This window comes from Bradyrhizobium sp. SUTN9-2, assembly GCF_003122645.1.
GTDB lineage: Bacteria > Pseudomonadota > Alphaproteobacteria > Rhizobiales > Xanthobacteraceae > Bradyrhizobium > Bradyrhizobium yuanmingense.
Genome location: NZ_LAXE01000001.1, coordinates 1,496,450 through 1,512,698 on the forward strand (window position 1 = coordinate 1,496,450; position 16,249 = coordinate 1,512,698).

General features: G+C 65.0%; 17 protein-coding genes. 12 read left to right on the forward strand and 5 right to left on the reverse strand.

Going from position 1 to position 16,249, the window contains the following annotated elements:
• The first annotated feature begins 31 nt into the window (after nt 1-31).
• From XF30_RS07045 to XF30_RS07065, 5 genes are all read left to right on the forward strand, one after another.
• On the forward strand, nt 32-301 hold the full coding sequence (locus XF30_RS07045; protein WP_109142276.1) for a GlsB/YeaQ/YmgE family stress response membrane protein: 270 nt from the start codon (nt 32-34) through the stop codon (nt 299-301).
• 254 nt (nt 302-555) lie between these two features.
• A complete protein-coding gene (locus tag XF30_RS07050; RefSeq protein WP_035997082.1) occupies nt 556-2,304 on the forward strand; it encodes a type I secretion system permease/ATPase in 1,749 nt (582 codons plus the stop codon).
• A 10-nt stretch (nt 2,305-2,314) separates the two neighbouring features.
• Entirely contained in the window at nt 2,315-3,646 is a 1,332-nt protein-coding gene (locus tag XF30_RS07055) for an HlyD family type I secretion periplasmic adaptor subunit (protein ID WP_109142277.1), read from the forward strand.
• A gap of 168 nt (nt 3,647-3,814) precedes the next feature.
• Entirely contained in the window at nt 3,815-5,284 is a 1,470-nt protein-coding gene (locus XF30_RS07060; RefSeq protein ID WP_109142278.1) for an AMP nucleosidase, read from the forward strand.
• 46 nt (nt 5,285-5,330) lie between these two features.
• Nucleotides 5,331-5,639 carry a DUF1488 family protein gene (locus XF30_RS07065; protein ID WP_225149371.1) on the forward strand — a complete coding sequence of 103 codons (309 nt, stop codon included), beginning with the start codon at nt 5,331-5,333 and terminating at the stop codon, nt 5,637-5,639.
• Between the two features lie 16 nt (nt 5,640-5,655).
• Here XF30_RS07065 and XF30_RS07070 read toward each other — a convergent pair whose 3' ends face one another.
• The gene (locus tag XF30_RS07070) at nt 5,656-6,138 is read right to left on the reverse strand and encodes a CinA family protein (RefSeq protein WP_109142279.1); all 483 of its coding nucleotides are present in this window, start codon (nt 6,136-6,138) and stop codon (nt 5,656-5,658) included.
• A gap of 145 nt (nt 6,139-6,283) precedes the next feature.
• Here XF30_RS07070 and XF30_RS07075 point away from each other — a divergent pair, with 145 nt between their 5' ends.
• Genes XF30_RS07075 through XF30_RS07085 form a run of 3 tightly spaced genes read left to right on the forward strand, consistent with a single transcriptional unit; the run spans nt 6,284 to nt 8,945 of the window.
• Nucleotides 6,284-7,342: an amidohydrolase family protein gene (locus XF30_RS07075; protein ID WP_035997107.1), complete on the forward strand. Its 1,059-nt coding sequence runs from the start codon at nt 6,284-6,286 to the stop codon at nt 7,340-7,342.
• A 25-nt stretch (nt 7,343-7,367) separates the two neighbouring features.
• Nucleotides 7,368-8,480: an amidohydrolase family protein gene (locus XF30_RS07080; protein ID WP_035997110.1), complete on the forward strand. Its 1,113-nt coding sequence runs from the start codon at nt 7,368-7,370 to the stop codon at nt 8,478-8,480.
• 51 nt (nt 8,481-8,531) lie between these two features.
• Nucleotides 8,532-8,945 carry a Rieske (2Fe-2S) protein gene (locus XF30_RS07085; protein WP_109142280.1) on the forward strand — a complete coding sequence of 138 codons (414 nt, stop codon included), beginning with the start codon at nt 8,532-8,534 and terminating at the stop codon, nt 8,943-8,945.
• A 77-nt stretch (nt 8,946-9,022) separates the two neighbouring features.
• Here the strand turns inward: XF30_RS07085 and XF30_RS07090 are convergent, their stop codons facing one another.
• Both XF30_RS07090 and XF30_RS07095 read right to left on the reverse strand, forming a co-directional pair.
• Nucleotides 9,023-10,351: an MFS transporter gene (locus XF30_RS07090; protein ID WP_109142281.1), complete on the reverse strand. Its 1,329-nt coding sequence runs from the start codon at nt 10,349-10,351 to the stop codon at nt 9,023-9,025.
• A 144-nt stretch (nt 10,352-10,495) separates the two neighbouring features.
• A complete protein-coding gene (locus tag XF30_RS07095) occupies nt 10,496-11,395 on the reverse strand; it encodes a transcriptional regulator GcvA (RefSeq protein WP_109142282.1) in 900 nt (299 codons plus the stop codon).
• Between the two features lie 110 nt (nt 11,396-11,505).
• Between XF30_RS07095 and XF30_RS07100 the strand changes: the two genes are divergently transcribed.
• Nucleotides 11,506-11,709, forward strand: coding sequence for a DUF1127 domain-containing protein (locus XF30_RS07100; RefSeq protein ID WP_109142283.1), 204 nt, complete (start codon nt 11,506-11,508; stop codon nt 11,707-11,709).
• Between the two features lie 68 nt (nt 11,710-11,777).
• On the forward strand, nt 11,778-12,401 hold the full coding sequence (locus XF30_RS07105; protein ID WP_109142284.1) for a GNAT family N-acetyltransferase: 624 nt from the start codon (nt 11,778-11,780) through the stop codon (nt 12,399-12,401).
• Nucleotides 12,402-12,583: 182 nt separating this feature from the next.
• Here the strand turns inward: XF30_RS07105 and XF30_RS07110 are convergent, their stop codons facing one another.
• Together XF30_RS07110 and XF30_RS07115 are read right to left on the reverse strand one after the other, a co-directional pair.
• A complete protein-coding gene (locus XF30_RS07110; RefSeq protein ID WP_109142285.1) occupies nt 12,584-13,414 on the reverse strand; it encodes an enoyl-CoA hydratase in 831 nt (276 codons plus the stop codon).
• Between the two features lie 123 nt (nt 13,415-13,537).
• Nucleotides 13,538-14,239: an SDR family NAD(P)-dependent oxidoreductase gene (locus XF30_RS07115; protein WP_109142286.1), complete on the reverse strand. Its 702-nt coding sequence runs from the start codon at nt 14,237-14,239 to the stop codon at nt 13,538-13,540.
• Between the two features lie 34 nt (nt 14,240-14,273).
• Between XF30_RS07115 and XF30_RS07120 the strand changes: the two genes are divergently transcribed.
• Both XF30_RS07120 and XF30_RS07125 read left to right on the forward strand, forming a co-directional pair.
• Nucleotides 14,274-14,477 carry a hypothetical protein gene (locus XF30_RS07120; RefSeq protein ID WP_109142287.1) on the forward strand — a complete coding sequence of 68 codons (204 nt, stop codon included), beginning with the start codon at nt 14,274-14,276 and terminating at the stop codon, nt 14,475-14,477.
• Nucleotides 14,461-16,245, forward strand: coding sequence for an acyl-CoA dehydrogenase family protein (locus XF30_RS07125; RefSeq protein ID WP_109142288.1), 1,785 nt, complete (start codon nt 14,461-14,463; stop codon nt 16,243-16,245). Before XF30_RS07120 ends, XF30_RS07125 begins: the two co-directional genes overlap by 17 nt.
• The last annotated feature ends 4 nt before the right edge of the window (nt 16,246-16,249 follow it).

A 16,249-nucleotide genomic window follows, 5' to 3' on the forward strand; every position in this document is an offset into this window, starting at 1 on the left:
ATGGCGCCTTTCACGGAGAGGGACCTCACGGATGTACATTTCCAACGAAGGCCTTCTCGTCATCCTGTTCGTCGGTCTCGTCGCCGGTTGGCTCGCCGGCAAGATCGTGCGGGGCGCCGGGTTCGGCCTGATCGGCGACATCGTGATCGGCATCTGCGGTGCGCTGGTGGCGAGCCTGCTGTTTCCAAAGCTCGGCATCCGCCTCGGCAGCGGCTTGATCTCCCAAATTGTCTATTCTGCCATCGGCGCGGTCATCCTGCTGCTGGTGGTACGCCTTGTGCGCGGCGGGGGCCGGCTCTAGCCTCTGCATTCGGCTGAGCGGAACTTGAGCCGCGCTTTTCGCGGAAGCGGCTGAAAGCCTGCAAGAAAAAGCCGCAAGCCTGTGGAATTCCGGACTTGCGTGGAAGGCTATCGGGGGTAGATGTGGCCCATGAGGCCTCGGATTAAATTCGACCGCGTTGGACGGCCGGAAAACAGATGTTAATCCAAGGCGAGTACTCCTTGAATCGCCTTTGAAATCAGGGCTTTGCCCGTTAGCCGAAAGAGATCAGACTGATGGCAGCCATCCCTGGCGTCCGCCGTTCGGAGCTCGGTGACGCCTTGCGCGCTTGTCGCACGGCCTTCATCGGCGTCGGCCTGATGAGCTGCATGATCAACCTGCTCTATCTGACCGGGTCGATCTTCATGCTGGAGGTCTATGACCGGGTGCTGCCGAGCCGCAGCATCCCCACCCTGGTCGGCCTGATCATCCTCGCCAGCTTCCTCTACATGGCGCAGGGCGTGCTGGACATGATCCGCAACCGCATCCTGGGGCGGATCGGCACCGCGCTCGACGAGGCCCTCAATAAGCGCGTGTTCGACACCATCGTGCGCCTGCCGCTGCTGGTCGGCAGCCGCAACGAGGGCCTGCAGCCGCTGCGCGATCTCGACAATGTCCGCTCCTTCCTCGGCAGCATGGGCCCCAGCGCATTCTTCGACCTGCCCTGGCTGCCGCTCTATCTCGCCATCTGCTTCGCCTTCCATGTCCTGATCGGCGTCACCGCGCTGGTCGGTGCCATCATCCTGGTCGGGCTGACGCTGGTCACCGAGTTCATGTCCCGCCAGCCGGCGAAGGAAGCGATGGGCCTCGCCGCCCAGCGCAACGATCTCGCCCAGGCCAGCCGCCGCAACGCCGAAGTGATGGTGTCGATGGGGATGGCCGGCCGGATGAACCAGCGCTGGAGCGAGGCCAACGAAAAATACCTCGCCGGCAATCAGCGGGCGAGCGACGTCGCCGGTGGTCTCGGCGCGGTCGCAAAGGTGCTGCGGATGATGCTGCAATCGGCCGTGCTCGCGGTCGGCGCCTATCTCGTCATCCACCAGGAGGCGACGGCCGGCATCATCATCGCCGGCTCGATCCTGTCCGCCCGCGCGCTAGCGCCGGTCGATCTCGCCATCGCGCATTGGAAATCCTTCGTCGCGGCGCGCCAGAGCTGGCAGCGGCTGACGCGCCTGTTGGAGCAGATGCCGGCGCAGGCGATGCCAACCCAGCTGCAGGCGCCGACCAGCCGGCTCTCGGTCGAGGGCGTCGCCATGGTGCCGCCCGGCGATCAGCGTCTCGTGGTGCAGGATGTCACCTTCGCGCTCGCCGCCGGCAACGGCCTCGGCGTGATCGGCCCGAGCGGTTCCGGCAAGTCGTCGCTGATCCGCGCGCTGGTCGGGGTCTGGCAGCCGGTGCGCGGCAAGGTGCGGCTCGACGGCGCGGCGCTCGATCAATGGACGAGCGACGCGCTCGGCCGCCATATCGGCTATCTGCCGCAGGACGTCGAATTGTTCGGCGGCACCATCGCGCAGAACATCAGCCGGTTCGATCCCGAGGCCACCTCCGAGGCGATCATCGCCGCGGCCAAGGAGGCCGGCGTGCACGAGATGATCATCAAGATGCGCGAGGGCTACAACACCCAAGTCGGCGAGCAGGGCGCCGCGCTTTCCGCAGGTCAGGCCCAGCGCGTGGCGCTGGCGCGCGCGCTCTACGGCAACCCCTTCCTGATCGTGCTCGACGAGCCCAATTCCAATCTCGACACCGAAGGCGACGAGGCGCTGACCCGCGCCGTCCGCTCGGCGCGCGAGCGCGGTGCCATCGTCGTCGTGGTGGCGCACCGCCCGATCGGCGTCGAGGCGGTCGACCAGATCCTGGTGCTGCGCGACGGTCGCATGCAGGCCTTTGGGCCGAAGGAGCAGGTGCTCGCCCAGGTGCTGCAGCCGCGCGTGACGCCGCCGGCGCCGATCAAGATCGTCAGCGAAGGCGGAGTGGCCAAACCATGAGCACGAAGCCATGAGCACGTTGGCCATCGGCGGCACCAAGGCGGCCGCGAAGACCGTCCGCGACTCCATCAGGTTCCACCTGATGCTCGGCCTTGTGATCGTGCTGGTCCTGGTCGTCGGCCTCGGCGGCTGGGCCTCGACCGTCCTGATCTCGGGCGCGCTGATTGCGCCGGGCCAGATCGTGGTCGAATCCAACGTCAAGAAGGTGCAGCATCCGACCGGCGGCGTGGTCGGCGAGGTGCGCGCCCGCGACGGCGACCTGGTCAAGTCCGGCGACATCGTGGTGCGGCTCGACGACACCGTCACCAAGGCCAATCTTGCCATCGTCACCAAGAACCTCGATGCGGCGCAGGTGCGTGCGGCGCGATTGCAGGCCGAGCAGCGCGGCCTCGAGCGAATCGAGTTCCCGCAAGGCCTCATCGAGCGGGCGGGCGATCCCGACGTCAAGGCGCTGCTTGCGGCCGAGACCAAGCTGTTCGAGGTCCGCGTCAATGGCCGCACCGGGCAGAAGGCGCAGCTCCGCGAACGCATCACGCAGCTCAACGAGGAGATCGCCGGTCTCAGCGCCCAGGAAAAAGCCAAGGACCAGGAGATCGCGCTGGTGCTGAACGAGCTCACCGGCGTGCGTGAGCTCTACGAGAAGCGTCTTGTGCAGATCTCGCGCCTGACCCAGCTCGAGCGCGACTCGGCCCGCCTCAACGGCGAGCGCGCGCAGTACATCGCCGCGCGCGCCCAGGCCAAGGGCAAGATCACCGAGACCGAGCTCCAGATCATCCAGATCGACAAGGACGTGGTCAGCGAGGTCTCCAAGGACCTGCGCGAAACCAACGACAAGATCGGCGAGCTGATCGAGCGCAAGGTCGCGGCCGAAGACCAGCTCCGCCGCGTCGACATCCGCGCGCCGCAGGATGGCATGGTGCTGCAATCGACGGTGCACACGATCGGCGGCGTCGTCACGGCCGGCGATACCTTGATGCTGATCGTGCCGCAGACCGACGATCTCCAGGTCGAGGCCAAGGTCAATCCGGTCGACATCGACAAGCTCCAGATCGGCCAGAAGACGCTGCTGCGCCTGTCCGCGTTCAATCAGCGCACCACGCCCGAGCTCAACGGTGTCGTCAGCCGCGTCTCGCCCGACGTCACCACCGACCAGCGCACCGGCCAAGGCTACTACACCATCCGCGTCTCGATGCCGCCGGAAGAGATCGCCAGGCTCGGCGACGTCAAGATGATCCCCGGCATGCCGGTGGAAGCCTTCGTCCAGACCGGCGACCGCACGATGCTGTCCTATCTGATGAAGCCGCTTCACGACCAGCTGATGCGCGCCTTCCGCGAGAAGTGACGCACGACAGCGCGTCGTGGTCTCGTAGGGTGGGTTAGGCGAAGCCGTAACCCACCGCTTCTCTAACCGAGGATGCGGAAGTGGTGGGTTACGCTGCGCTAACCCACCCTACAACACCGCCTTCTTTGCTATAGTTCGACTCAGGCCCAATCACCCGGCGGTCGAACCATGCAATCTCCACCCTCCATCCCCACCGCATCCTTCTCCGACGCGTCCCTCGCCGTTGCCCGCCTCGAGGAAATCTACGAGCGCAACACGAAATTCCTGCGCGACCGGTTTGAAGCCTATGTCGGCGGCGAAGCGATCACGATGCGGGTTCGCGCCTACTATCCCTTCGTCCGTATCACCACTGCGACGCATGCGCGGCTGGATTCGCGCCTTGCTTACGGCTTCGTCGCCGGGCCCGGCGTGCATGAAACCAGCGTGACGCGGCCGGATCTGTTCCGCAGCTATCTCACCGAGCAGATCGGCCTCTTGATCCAGAACCACGGCGTGCCCGTCGAGATCGGCGAGTCCGCCGAGCCGATCCCGATCCACTTCGCCTATCGGCGCGACATCAATATCGAAGCCGCGATCACCACCAGCGAGAACTCGCCCGTGACACGCTCGCTGCGCGATGCGTTCGACGTGCCCGTTCTCGCGACCATGGACGATTCGATCGCCGACGGCACTTTCGAGCTCCAGCCTGATACGCCGGAGCCGCTGTCCCTGTTCCGCGCCGCCCGCGTCGATTACTCGTTGCGCCGGCTTTATCACTACACCGGCACCGATCCCGAATATTTCCAGAACTTCGTGATCTTCACCAACTACCAGTTCTATGTCGATGCCTTCGCGCAAGCGTGCCAGCAGCGGCTGCAGTCCGGCGAAGCCGGGCTCGAAGCTTTCGTCGCGCCGGGCAACGTGATCACGAACAGCGGCGGCGCGATCAGCGGCACCGCGCCGGCTCGCGCACCGCAGATGCCGGCCTTCCATCTGGTCGCACCTGGCTATCGCGGCATCACGTTGATCAACATCGGCACCGGTCCGTCCAATGCACGCAACGTCACCGACCACGTCGCGGTGCTGCGGCCGCATGCCTGGCTGATGCTCGGCCATTGCGCCGGCCTGCGCAACACGCAGCGGCTCGGCGATTACGTGCTCGCGCACGGCTATGTGCGCGAGGATCACGTGCTCGATCGCGAGCTGCCGCTGTGGGTGCCGATCCCTGCGCTGGCCGAGATGCAGGTCGCGCTCGAGGAGGCGGTCGAGGACGTCACCGGGCTTGAAGGCTTCGAGCTCAAGCGCCTGATGCGCACCGGCACGGTCGCGAGCGTCGACAACCGCAATTGGGAAATTTCCGGGCCTGAGGTGATCCGCCGGCTGTCGCAATCGCGCGCGGTCGCGCTCGACATGGAATCGGCCGCCATCGCCGCCAATGGCTACCGCTTCCGCGTTCCCTACGGCACGCTGCTGTGTGTCTCCGACAAGCCGCTGCATGGCGAGATCAAGCTCGCGGGCATGGCCAGCGAATTCTACCGCCGCCGCGTCGGCCAGCACCTCGAGATCGGCCTGAAGGCGCTGGAGCGGCTCAAGCAGCAGGAATCGGAACGGTTGCATTCGCGCAAGCTCCGCAGCTTTGCCGAAGTGGCGTTCCAGTAGGGCCGAAGCCGCACTTTGCTGCTGACAAGCGGAGCGATTTTCAGCATTGTCCGACGCGGGGCTCGACCGGGACGACTTGATGCCGCTCATGCGCCACAAGATCATTGGCCATGATCTGGAACGGCTGGCCTTTCGCTTCACCATGTTGAACGACGGCGAGGTCGTGCAGTGCCAGATCAGCGACGCCGCGATGGACGAGCTCGCGGGCATGCAGGGCACCGAAAGCAGCGCACGTCAGGCGCAATTCCTGTCGCTGCGCGAGACCATCGAGCGGATCGCGTCGGATCTCTACGACGAGGCACCGCGGTTTCAGGGCTATGTGGTGCGGATTTTCATGCGGCATTTAGGACGGTAGCTGTCGCTCCTCTTTCTCACCCCTCCAGCTTCCTCAGCAGCAACCGCAGCGCCGCCGCTGCGAACATCTGCATGTTGCCGAACCGGTCATTGCTCCCCGTCTCCAGCGTCATCACCTCCATGGCGGGCCCTGCAACCGCCATGCAGCTATGGCCCGCCGAATCGCCGTAGCGGTTGCCGGTGGGGCCGGCGGCGCCGGTCTCGGACAGGCCCCAGTCGCTGTCGAAGCGCGTTCGCATCTGCTCGGCCAGCAATTGCGCGTAGGGCTCTGACGAGGACCGAAAGCCCTTCATTCCTTCGTCCGAAATATCCATCAGCACGCGCCTGGCATCGCGCGTATAGACCACCGCGCCGCCGAGGAAATAGGCGGATGCGCCGGGCACCGCGAGCAGGCTGGCCGCGATGAGGCCGCCGGCGGAGGATTCGGCAACCGCAATGGTCTGTTTGCGCGCGATCAGTTTGGCGGCGACCTGTTCCGCAATGCCGACGAGCTCTTTCATGTCGTAACCCCTCATTCCTTCGCAACCGAGCTCAGCCTTCCTAGCATATGACAGGACGCTTGGCCGAGTTGCGGGCGGCGGGCAGGCCTGCTTGAATGGCGGGGACAAGAAGAGACATGCGAGGAAACGTGAGAAGGGAGACGTGATGGCATCCCTGATCGCCGGCGGCATCGATTGCGACGTGCATCCGGCCGTGCCGCATCTGACCAGCCTGCTGCCGTACCTGAACGATTATTGGCGCGATCAGGTCACGACGCGCGGCATGGTCGACCTTATCTCGCAATCCTATCCGCAGAACTCGCCGATCACCGCGCGGCCGGACTGGCGCCCCGAGACCGGCAAGCCCGGCGAGAGTCTGGAGGCCATGCAGCGTCACGTGCTCGATGCTTTCAAGCTCGAATACGCCATCTGCAATCCGCTCTACGGCGTGCAGATGGTGTTTTCGGAAGACATGCAGGCCGCCTTCTGCCGCGCGCTGAATGATTGGCTGGCGAAGGAATGGCTCGATCGCGACTCGCGGCTGCGCGGCTCGATCGTGATCCCCACGCAAAGCGTCGAGAAAGCCGTTGCCGAGATCGAGCGCTGTGCACCGGACGAGCGCTTCGTGCAGGTGCTGATGCTGGTCATGGGCGATACGCCGCTCGGCAAGCGCGCGCTGTGGCCGATCTACGAGGCCGCGGAACGTCTGGAACTCCCGGTCGGCATCCACGCCGGTTCCGCCTATCACAATCCGCCGACCGCCGTGGGTTGGGGGTCCTATCACATCGAGGATTATGTTGGGCAGGCCCAGGCGTTCCAGACCCAGCTCACCAGCCTGATCGTCGAGGGCGTGTTCGCCAAATATCCGCGGCTGAAAATGGTGATGCTGGAGTCCGGCGTGTCCTGGATCGCGCCCTATCTCTGGCGCCTGCACAAGTTCTGGCGCGGGGTACGGATGGAGACGCCGTGGGTCGATCGCGCGCCGCTGGAGATTGTGCGCAGCAACATCCGTTTCTCGTTACAGCCATTTGATGCGCCGCCGGAACCTCAGACATTAATTCGCCTGTTTGATCATATGCAGTCCGACGAATTGGTCCTATTCTCCACGGACTATCCGCACTGGCAGTTCGACGGCCAGGACGCGCTGCCCGAAGGTCTGTCCCCCGATCTCGTGCGCAAGATCATGATCGACAATCCGCATGCAACCTATCCCCGCCTGAAATGAGCCCGCTGCCAAAGGAGGCAAGGCGATGAATATCCAGTTCCGCGAGAACCAAGAAGCCGCTTCCCCACTGAACGTCAAAACCGCAATCGCGGACTGCGACATCCATCCGGCGCGTACGACCCACACCGAGCTCTACCCCTACCTCGCCAAACGCTGGCAGCACCATCTCGAGGTTTACGGCGTCCATGCCTATCAGGGCATGATGGAAGGCCCGCCCTATCCGAAGGCCCAGCCCAACGCCTCGCGCCGCGATGCCTATCCGCCGGAAGGCGGCCCGCAGGGCTCCTCGCTCGCCTTCATGCAGAAGCAATTGCTCGATCCCAACAACGTGCAGCTGGGCGTGCTCAATCCACTCAACACCGGGCAGGGCATCCGCAATCACGAGCTCTCAGCCGCTCTGTGCTCGGCGATCAACGATTGGCAGATCGACAAATGGACCAGCAAGGACAAGCGGCTGAAGGCCTCCATCGTCGTGGGCAATGAGGATGGGCTGTCGGCTGCGGCCGAGATCCGCGAGCGCGCCGGGGACAAGAATTTCGTGCAGGTGCTGCTGCTCAGCCGCAATGTCGAGCCGCTCGGCCAGCGCCGCTATTGGCCGATCTATCAGGCTGCGGAAGAGGCCGGCCTTCCCGTCGGCGTCCACGCCTTCGGCTTCGGTGGCAATCCGATCACACCCTCAGGCTGGCCGTCCTATTACATCGAGGAGATGGTCGGGCATTCGCAGTGCCAGCAATCGGCGCTTGCGAGCCTGGTTTTGGAGGGCGTGTTCGAGCGCTTCCCGAAATTGAAGATGGTGATGATCGAGGCCGGCTTCGGCTGGGCGCCGTCGCTGGCGTGGCGGCTGGACAAGGCCTGGCAGCGGCTCAGGAGCGAGGTGCCGCATGTAAAACGGCCGCCGTCGGAATATATCCGCGAGCAGGTGTGGTGGACGACGCAGCCGATGGAAGATCCTGAAAGGCGCGAGGATCTGTTCGATGTCATCAAATGGATCGGCTGGGATCGTCTCTTGTTCGCCACCGATTATCCGCATTGGGACTATGACGAGCCGTCGCGCGTGCTGCCGGCGGGAGTCAGCGAGGACAATCGCGAGGCGTTCTATCTCGGCAACGCAAAGAAGCTGTACGGGATAACCGCATGATCCGAAAAAGTGTGAAGCGGTTTTTCGGTCAGATCATGCGGAAAACATAGCATGGCGCGGCATGTGATTGCCGCGGTCGACGAGCTTCCGCCCGGCACGCGAAAATTCCTGGAGATCGACGGGCGGCCGATCGCAGTCTTCAACATCAAGGGCGAATATTTCGGCCTGATGAACCGCTGCCCGCATCAAGGCGCGGCGCTGTGTGAGGGCCCGCTGATCGGTCTCGCACAGTCGAGCAACCCCGGCGAGATCGAATACACCAAGTTAGGTGAGATCATCCGCTGCCCCTGGCACGGCTGGGAGTTCGACATCCGCACCGGCCAATCCTATTGCGACCCCCGCCGTTTCCGCGTGAAGGCCTATCCCGCCCATGTCGAGCCGGGCGCGAGCGTGGTGAAGGGACCCTATGTCGCCGAGACGATTCCGGTCAGGATCGAGAGCGATTACGTGGTGGTGGAGCTGTAGGCGGCACGGGCAGTACGCCCCTCGCCCCGTTCTTACGGGGAGAGGTGAAGAGAGTGCGCGTCCCGAAATGACACCGTCTAGCGGCCCGCCACCGGCTCCGGCACCGCATCATAGGCCGGCACTGTGCCGCCGCCGCGATACACCGTCGAGGCCGCGATGATGCCGAGCAGGGCGGCGAACATCAGCCAGAAGCCGGGCGCGGCCTTGTCGCCGGTGCGCTCGATCAGCCAGGTCGAGGCGAACGGCGTGAAGGTGCCGAACAGGGCGGCGGCGAGCGCGAAGGCGAGCGAGAAGCAGGTGGTGCGCACATGCGCCGGCACGATCTCGACGAGTGCGCCGAGCATGGTGCCGCTGTAGACGCCGAAATAGAACGAGAACATCATCTCGACCGCGAGCAACTTGCCGAACGTCGGCGCGGCCACCAGCCAGTGCAGCGCCGGATAGGCGGTGATGAGCGAAAGGCCCGCGATGGCGAGCAGTACCGGCTTGCGGCCGATGCGATCGGACAGCGCGCCGCCGACCGGATTCCAGACGAAGTTGCTCACCGCCACCAGCAGCGTGACCAGCAGAGCATCCTGGGTCGACAGCTTCAGCACGGTCTTGCCGAAGGTCGGCGTGTACACCGTGACGAAGTAGAACGTCGTCGTGGTCAGGATCGCGATCATCATGCCGAGCACCACGATGCGCCAGTTGGCGAGGGCGGAGGCGAGCACCTCGCGCGTCGTCGGATGCTTTCTCATCGCGAGGAAGGCTGGTGTCTCCTCCAGCGTCCGCCGCAGGACGAAGATCAGCGGAATAATCAGGCAACCGACGAAGAAGGGAATGCGCCAGCCCCAGGCGGCCACCGTGTCGGCCGGCATCACCTCGGAAAGAATGAAGCCGAGGATCGAGGCCACGAAGATCGCGACCTGCTGGCTCGCGGATTGGAACGAGGTGTAGAAGCCGCGATTGCCGGGCGTTGCAATTTCGGCGAGGTACACCGACACGCCCCCGAGCTCGACGCCTGCCGAGAAGCCCTGCAGCAACCGGCCGATCAGCACGATGACCGGCGCGGCGATGCCGATGGTCGCGTAGCTCGGGCAGAACGCGATGACGACGGTGCCGAAGGCCATGATGCCGAGCGTGACGATCAGGCCTTGGCGGCGGCCGATGCGGTCGATATAGGCGCCGAGCACGATCGCGCCGACGGGACGCATGAGAGCGCCGAGCCAGAACACGCCGAACGTGTTGAGTAGCGAGGCCGTCTCGTTGGTGGAGGGGAAGAACGCCTTGCCGATCGCGGCGGCATAGAAGCCGAACAGGAAGAAGTCGAACTGCTCGAGGAAATTGCCCGAGGTCGCGCGCAGGATGGCGCCGATGCGCGATTTGATTGCGGGTGGATTGGTCGATGCGGCTGATCCAGCCATGGCGTTCTCCCCTTGGAAAGGCGTGGCCGGCCGAGAATCGTTCTCTCGGCAAGGCGACAGATTGATGCTGCGACAATCTGCCATGCCCCTTCCCGCGCGGGGCGAGGCGAGTCAACCGATTTCGCCGGGGAAGCTGATGAATTTTCAGGCTTTATTTTGCGCTGCAGCGATCATCCAGTCGCGAAAAGCGACCAGCTTTGGCGCCTCACGACGGCCCTCGGGCGAGACCAGGTAAAAGCCGGCGTCCGCCGGCAGCGCGATCTTGAAGGGGACCACGAGCCGGCCCTTGGCGATGTCGTCCTGCACGTAGGAGGTCCGTCCTATCGCCACGCCGATGCCGTCGATGGCGGCCTGGATGGTCATGAAGATCATGTCGAAGGTGATGCCAGGGTGTCTTGCGATATCGGCCGGCAGGCCCGCCGCGGTCAGCCACAGCCGCCAGTCGTCGCTGTTGGTGCTCGACGTGTGCAGCAGCGGATGGTTGCGCAGATCCTCGGGGCGGCGCAGCGGCTTGTCGCCGCGCAGCAGCGACGGGCTGCACACCGGAAACAGCTCGTCCGCCATCAGCCAGTCGGCGCGCAGGCCCGGCCATTGGCCGCGACCATAGCGGATCGCGGCATCGACATTGTCGCGCTGGAAGTCGACGAGGCTGGTCGAGGTGGTGATGCGCACATCGATGCCGGGGTGCTGCTCCTGGAAATCGGTCAGCCGCGGCAGCAGCCATTTGGCGGCGAGCGAGGCCAGCGTCGACACTGTCAGCACCTTGTCGTCGTCCTTGCGCAGGAGACGGTCCGTGGCGAGGCGCAAATCGTTGAAGGCGGCGCGGACGCCCGGCAAATAGTCGCGCGCCTCCGGCGTCAGCGCCAGCGCGCGGTTCTGCCGGATGAACAGGCGGATGCCGAGCTCCTCCTCCAGCCTGCGGATCTGATGGCTGATCGCGGTCTGGGTCACGTTCAGCTCGCTGGCTGCGAGCGTGAAGCTGAGATGGCGCGCGGCGGCCTCGAACGCCCGCAATCCGTTCAGGGAGGGCAATCTGGCAGTCATTTGGCAGCAGGATGCATGACGTTATTTCATGCGAAAAGGTACAAATTGTCGTTTGTCGCGGCGCAACAGAAGGCAGATATTAGCGGTCAACTTAGCTCAAGGAGCTGAAAATGTCTACATTGACCGACAATTCGATGACAAATCATCATGCGCACGGACTCCTTTACCAGATCGGCGAGACCCTTCACCTCTGGCACGAACGCTACCGGACCCGGCGCGAGCTGACCCACTGGACCGCCCGCGACCTCCACGACGTCGGGCTGTCCTGGTCCGACATTGCCTACGAGGCCGAAAAACCCTTCTGGCGGGCCTGACAGGCCGCCAGGCCGGCGCCGCCTGAGCACAGGGGCGCCGGCGGTCCCTTTTCCGCAAGGCATGTGTCATGAGCACCCTTCGCCTCGACGACCTCAAGCAATATTCGGACGTGCTGCGCGCGAGGCATGGCGAGCGGCTCAATGTCCGTTTCGTCGAGCCGCGCGACACCGACGAGCTGCAGCACTATTTCCGGTCGCTCTCGACCCGCTCGCGCTACAACCGCTTCTTCGGTGCGATCAGCGAGTTGCCGAAGGGCCTGCTGCACGATTTCCTCGACGTCGGCGAGCGCGAACGCTTCACAATCGTTGCGACCATGATGGTCGACGGCTTCGAGACCATCGTGGCCGAAGCCCGCTATGCCTTCCATGCCGAGACCGCGACGCTCGAGTTCGGCCTCTCGGTCGATGACCGCTGGCAGGGCCACGGCATCGCCACCGCGCTGATGAAGAATCTCGAATGCCGCGCGGCCGCGCTCGGCGCCGAGCACATCTACGGCGACACGCTGCGCGCCAACGAGACCATGGTCTCGCTCGCGCGCAAATCCGGCTTCACGTTCGTCAACCACCCTGATGACTGGAAGCTGGTGCACTTCGACAAGGAGATCAGTGTCGAACCGAAAGACATTCCCTGCGCGAGCTGGCGCCTCGCCGCCCTTTCCCGTCAGGCCGACAGCCCCTCAGCCTCGGCCTGACATGACTGCAGCCCGGCCTGGCCAAGCCAGAGCCGGGCTTTTTTTGCGCTCTATCTCCCCTCGTCATTCCGGGGCGCGCGTAGCGCGAACCCGGAATCCATTTCACCGCGCGTTTTTGCGGCCCAATGGATTCCGGGTTCGATGCTGCGCATCGCCCCGGAATGACGGCGCTTGTGTCGGAGCTACTTTCCCGTGAACACCGCCTTGCGCTTGTCGATGAAGGCCTGCACGGCCTCCTTGTGGTCGGCGGTCGTGGTGAGGCGGACCAGCCGCTCGGCTTCGTGGTCGCGCGCGGTTTCGAAGTCGAACAGCAGGGCCTCGTCGAGATTGTCCTTCATGTAGCGGAGCGCGAGGCGCGGGCCTTCGGCGAGCGATTTGGCCAGTGCGAACGCCTCGGTCTGCAATTTGTCGTCGGGCACGACGCGGTTGACGAGGCCGATCGCCTCGGCGCGCGCGGCATCGACGCGCTCGCCGGTGAACATCAATTCGCGCGCCCGCGCGGTGCCGACCAGCCGAGTGAGCAACCAGGCGATGCCATAATCGCCGCTGAGCGCGATGCGGGCATAGCCGGTGGCAACGAAGGCCGATTGCGCGGCGATGCGGATGTCGCAGGCCATGGCGATGGCGAGCCCGGCGCCGACTGCGGGGCCGGGCAGCGCAGCGATCGTCGGCTTGCGCACAGACACCAGCGCGCCGGTGAGCAGCCGCTGCCGCTCCTGCAGGTCGGCGACCTTGTCGTCAAAGGACATGTCGAGCTTCGCCTTGTCGCGATGCGCACCCATGCCCTTGACGTTGCCGCCGGCGCAGAAGGCTTCGCCCGCGCCGGTCAGCAGCAGCGCGCCGACATCGGGATTCTCGCCGCAGCTCCGGATCATCGTGCGTAGCGCCGGCGTCAGCGCGTCCGACAGCGAATTGCGCGCCTCCGGCCGGTTCAGCGTGATCACGGCGACGCGGTCGCGGATCGTGCAGAGGAGCTCATTGGTGCCGGTGTCGATGGTGGTTTCCGTGGTCATGGTTTCTCCCTTCCTTCGTCATTGCGAGCGAAGCGAAGCAATCCAGAATCTTTCGGCGGAGACAGTCTGGATTGCTTCGTCGCTTCGCTCCTCGCAATGACGGGTATTGTTGTCAGCTTGCCTTCAAAACCTCTCCACCCAGGGCCGCAGCTCCAGCTCCCAGCTCCAGGCGCTGCGCGGCTGCTGCAGCACGTTCCAATAGCTCTGTGCGATCGCGTCGGGATCGAGCATCGAGTCCGGCTTGTCAGCCGGATCGCTTCGCGTCGCGCTCCTGATGCCGCCGTCGATGACGAAATGCGCGACATGGATGCCCTGCGGCGACAATTCGCGCGCCATGCTCTGGGCAAGGCCGCGCAGCGCGAACTTGCCCATCGCGAAGGGAGCGGACTGCGCATAGCCCTTGACGCTGGCGGAGGCGCCGGTGAACAGGATTGCGCCGTGCTGGTTCGGCAGCATGCGCTTGGCGGCCTGCTGCGCCACCAGGAAGCCGCCATAGGCGCTGACCGCAATCGCCTGCGCGACGTCGGCGGGCACGAGATCGACGAACGGCCCGCGCGTGCGGCCGGAGGCGTTGTAGACGACGAGGTCGGGCGTGCCGATCTCGCGCTCGACCAAACCGAACAGCCGCTCCACCTCGTCGGGCTCGGTGGCGTTGCAGGCATAGGCCTTGGCCCCGGTCTCGGTGCAGAGCACGCCAAGCTTCTCGATCTTGCGTGCGGCGAGCGCGATGCGGATGCCCTGCGCCGCTAGCAGGCGCGCCAGCGATGCGCTGAGGCCTTCGCCGGCACCGACGATGAGGGCGATCTTGTACTTCGGGTGTTCCATGGCGTGATCTCTCGGAGGTAGGAGCCGCTGATCTATGCATGGTCCGCGCAGACAACCAGCCGGCGCGATCACAATTCCGCAGGGCGAGTTGCTCCCTCGCGGCGATCATGCCGCCCTGACATTTTGCGGCTTTATCGCTGTCCGCGACTGGAGCATGATCGACATCATCCAAAGCGGCAAGCGCAAAGAATTGCCGTCGGACGGAAACGAAGAGGACGATCATGCCAAGACCGGTTAAAGCGCAGCCAAAAGATATCGCGGCCGCATCCTCCGGCCTGCTGGCGCCCGATACATCCGGCATGAATTTCTACCGCGCCGATCCCGCGCTCACGGACCTTCTGCGCATCCATCTGCCGGAGAATCTGTTCCGCCACATCGAGCCGCATCTCGACCGCCTCGGCGAGCTCGCCGGCGGCCATCTCGACGAATGCGCGCGGCTCGCCGACCGGCACACGCCCATCCTGCACCAGCGCGACAAGTTCGGCCGCGACGTGCAATGGATCGAATATCATCCGGCCTATCGCGAGCTGGAGAACGCCGCGTTCGGCGAGTTCGGCATCCACGCGCTTTCAATCCGCAAAGGCATCATGGGCTGGTCGGACAAATACCCTGTTGTGGCCAAGCACGCCTTCACCTTCCTGTTCAACCAGACCGAATTCGGCATGGGCTGCCCGATCAACGTCACCGATGGCTGCGCCAAGCTCTTGGCGAATTTCGGCAGCGAGGCGCTCAAGGCGAAATATCTGGATGGCCTGACCTCGACCGACATGAGCAAGCTGACCCAGGGCGGCCAGTTCATGACCGAGAAGGAAGGCGGCTCCGATGTCGGCACGCTGACCACGCGAGCCGTGCAGGAAGGCGACCATTGGCGCCTCTATGGCGAGAAATGGTTCTGCTCGAATGCCGACGCCAAGGTCGTGATGCTGTTGGCGCGCCCTGAAGGCGCCGGCCCCGGTACGCGCGGCGTCGGCCTGTTCCTGATGCCGCGCTTCCTCGACGACGGTTCGCAGAACCACTACCGGATCGTGCGCCTCAAGGACAAGCTCGGCACCCGCTCGATGGCCTCTGGCGAGATCAAGCTTGAAGGCGCGATCGCCTACGCTGTCGGCAAGCTCGACCGCGGTTTCGTGCAGATGGCCGAGATGGTGAACTCCTCGCGGCTCTCCAACGGCGTCAAGTCCACCGCGCTGATGCGCCGCGCTTATCATGACGCGATGACGGTGGCGACCAACCGCGTGGTGTTCGGCCAGCGCATTATCGATCTGCCGCTGGGGCGGCGACAAATGCTGAAGATCATGCTGCCGGTGGAGCAGGGCCTGTCGATGAGCTTCCTCACTGCTGATGCCCTCGACCGTGCCGAGGCCGGCAGCCAGGATGCCGCGGCGCTGCTGCGCATTCTCACGCCGACGCTGAAGTTCCGCGCCACGCGCGATGCGCGCAAGGTTTGCGGCGATGCGCTCGAGATGCGCGGCGGCATCGGCTATATCGAGGAATTCGCCACCGCCCGCCTGCTGCGCGATGCGCATCTCGGCTCGGTCTGGGAAGGCACCGGTAACATCGTCGCGATCGATGCGCTGCGGCGGGCAGTCGGCCGCCACGGCGCGGAATCCGCGCTCGCAGCCGATCTGCACGCCCGGCTCGGCGACAGCGCCTCGGTGCCGCAGGCTTGGCGCGATCATCTGCGTGGCCTCACCGACCGCGCCGTCGGCTTCGCACGCGAAGTTGCGGCCAAGTCCGAGAACGAAGCCGATGCGCGCCGCGCCACCAGCGCGCTCTATCACGTCGCCAGCGCAGTCGCGCTCGCCTGGGAAGCACACCGCATTTACGAGATGCGCGGCGATGCACGCCGGCTGCTGCTGTCGCGCCTCGTGACCGACCACCGCGTGGCGCCGAACGATCCGTTCCGGCTGACGGAAAATGCCGCGCAGGCGAAGATGGCCGAACTGCTGCTCGGCGATCGCGCAGCCGGCATGAGCGAGGTTGGCGAACTGGTTCTGGCGGCGTAGGCTG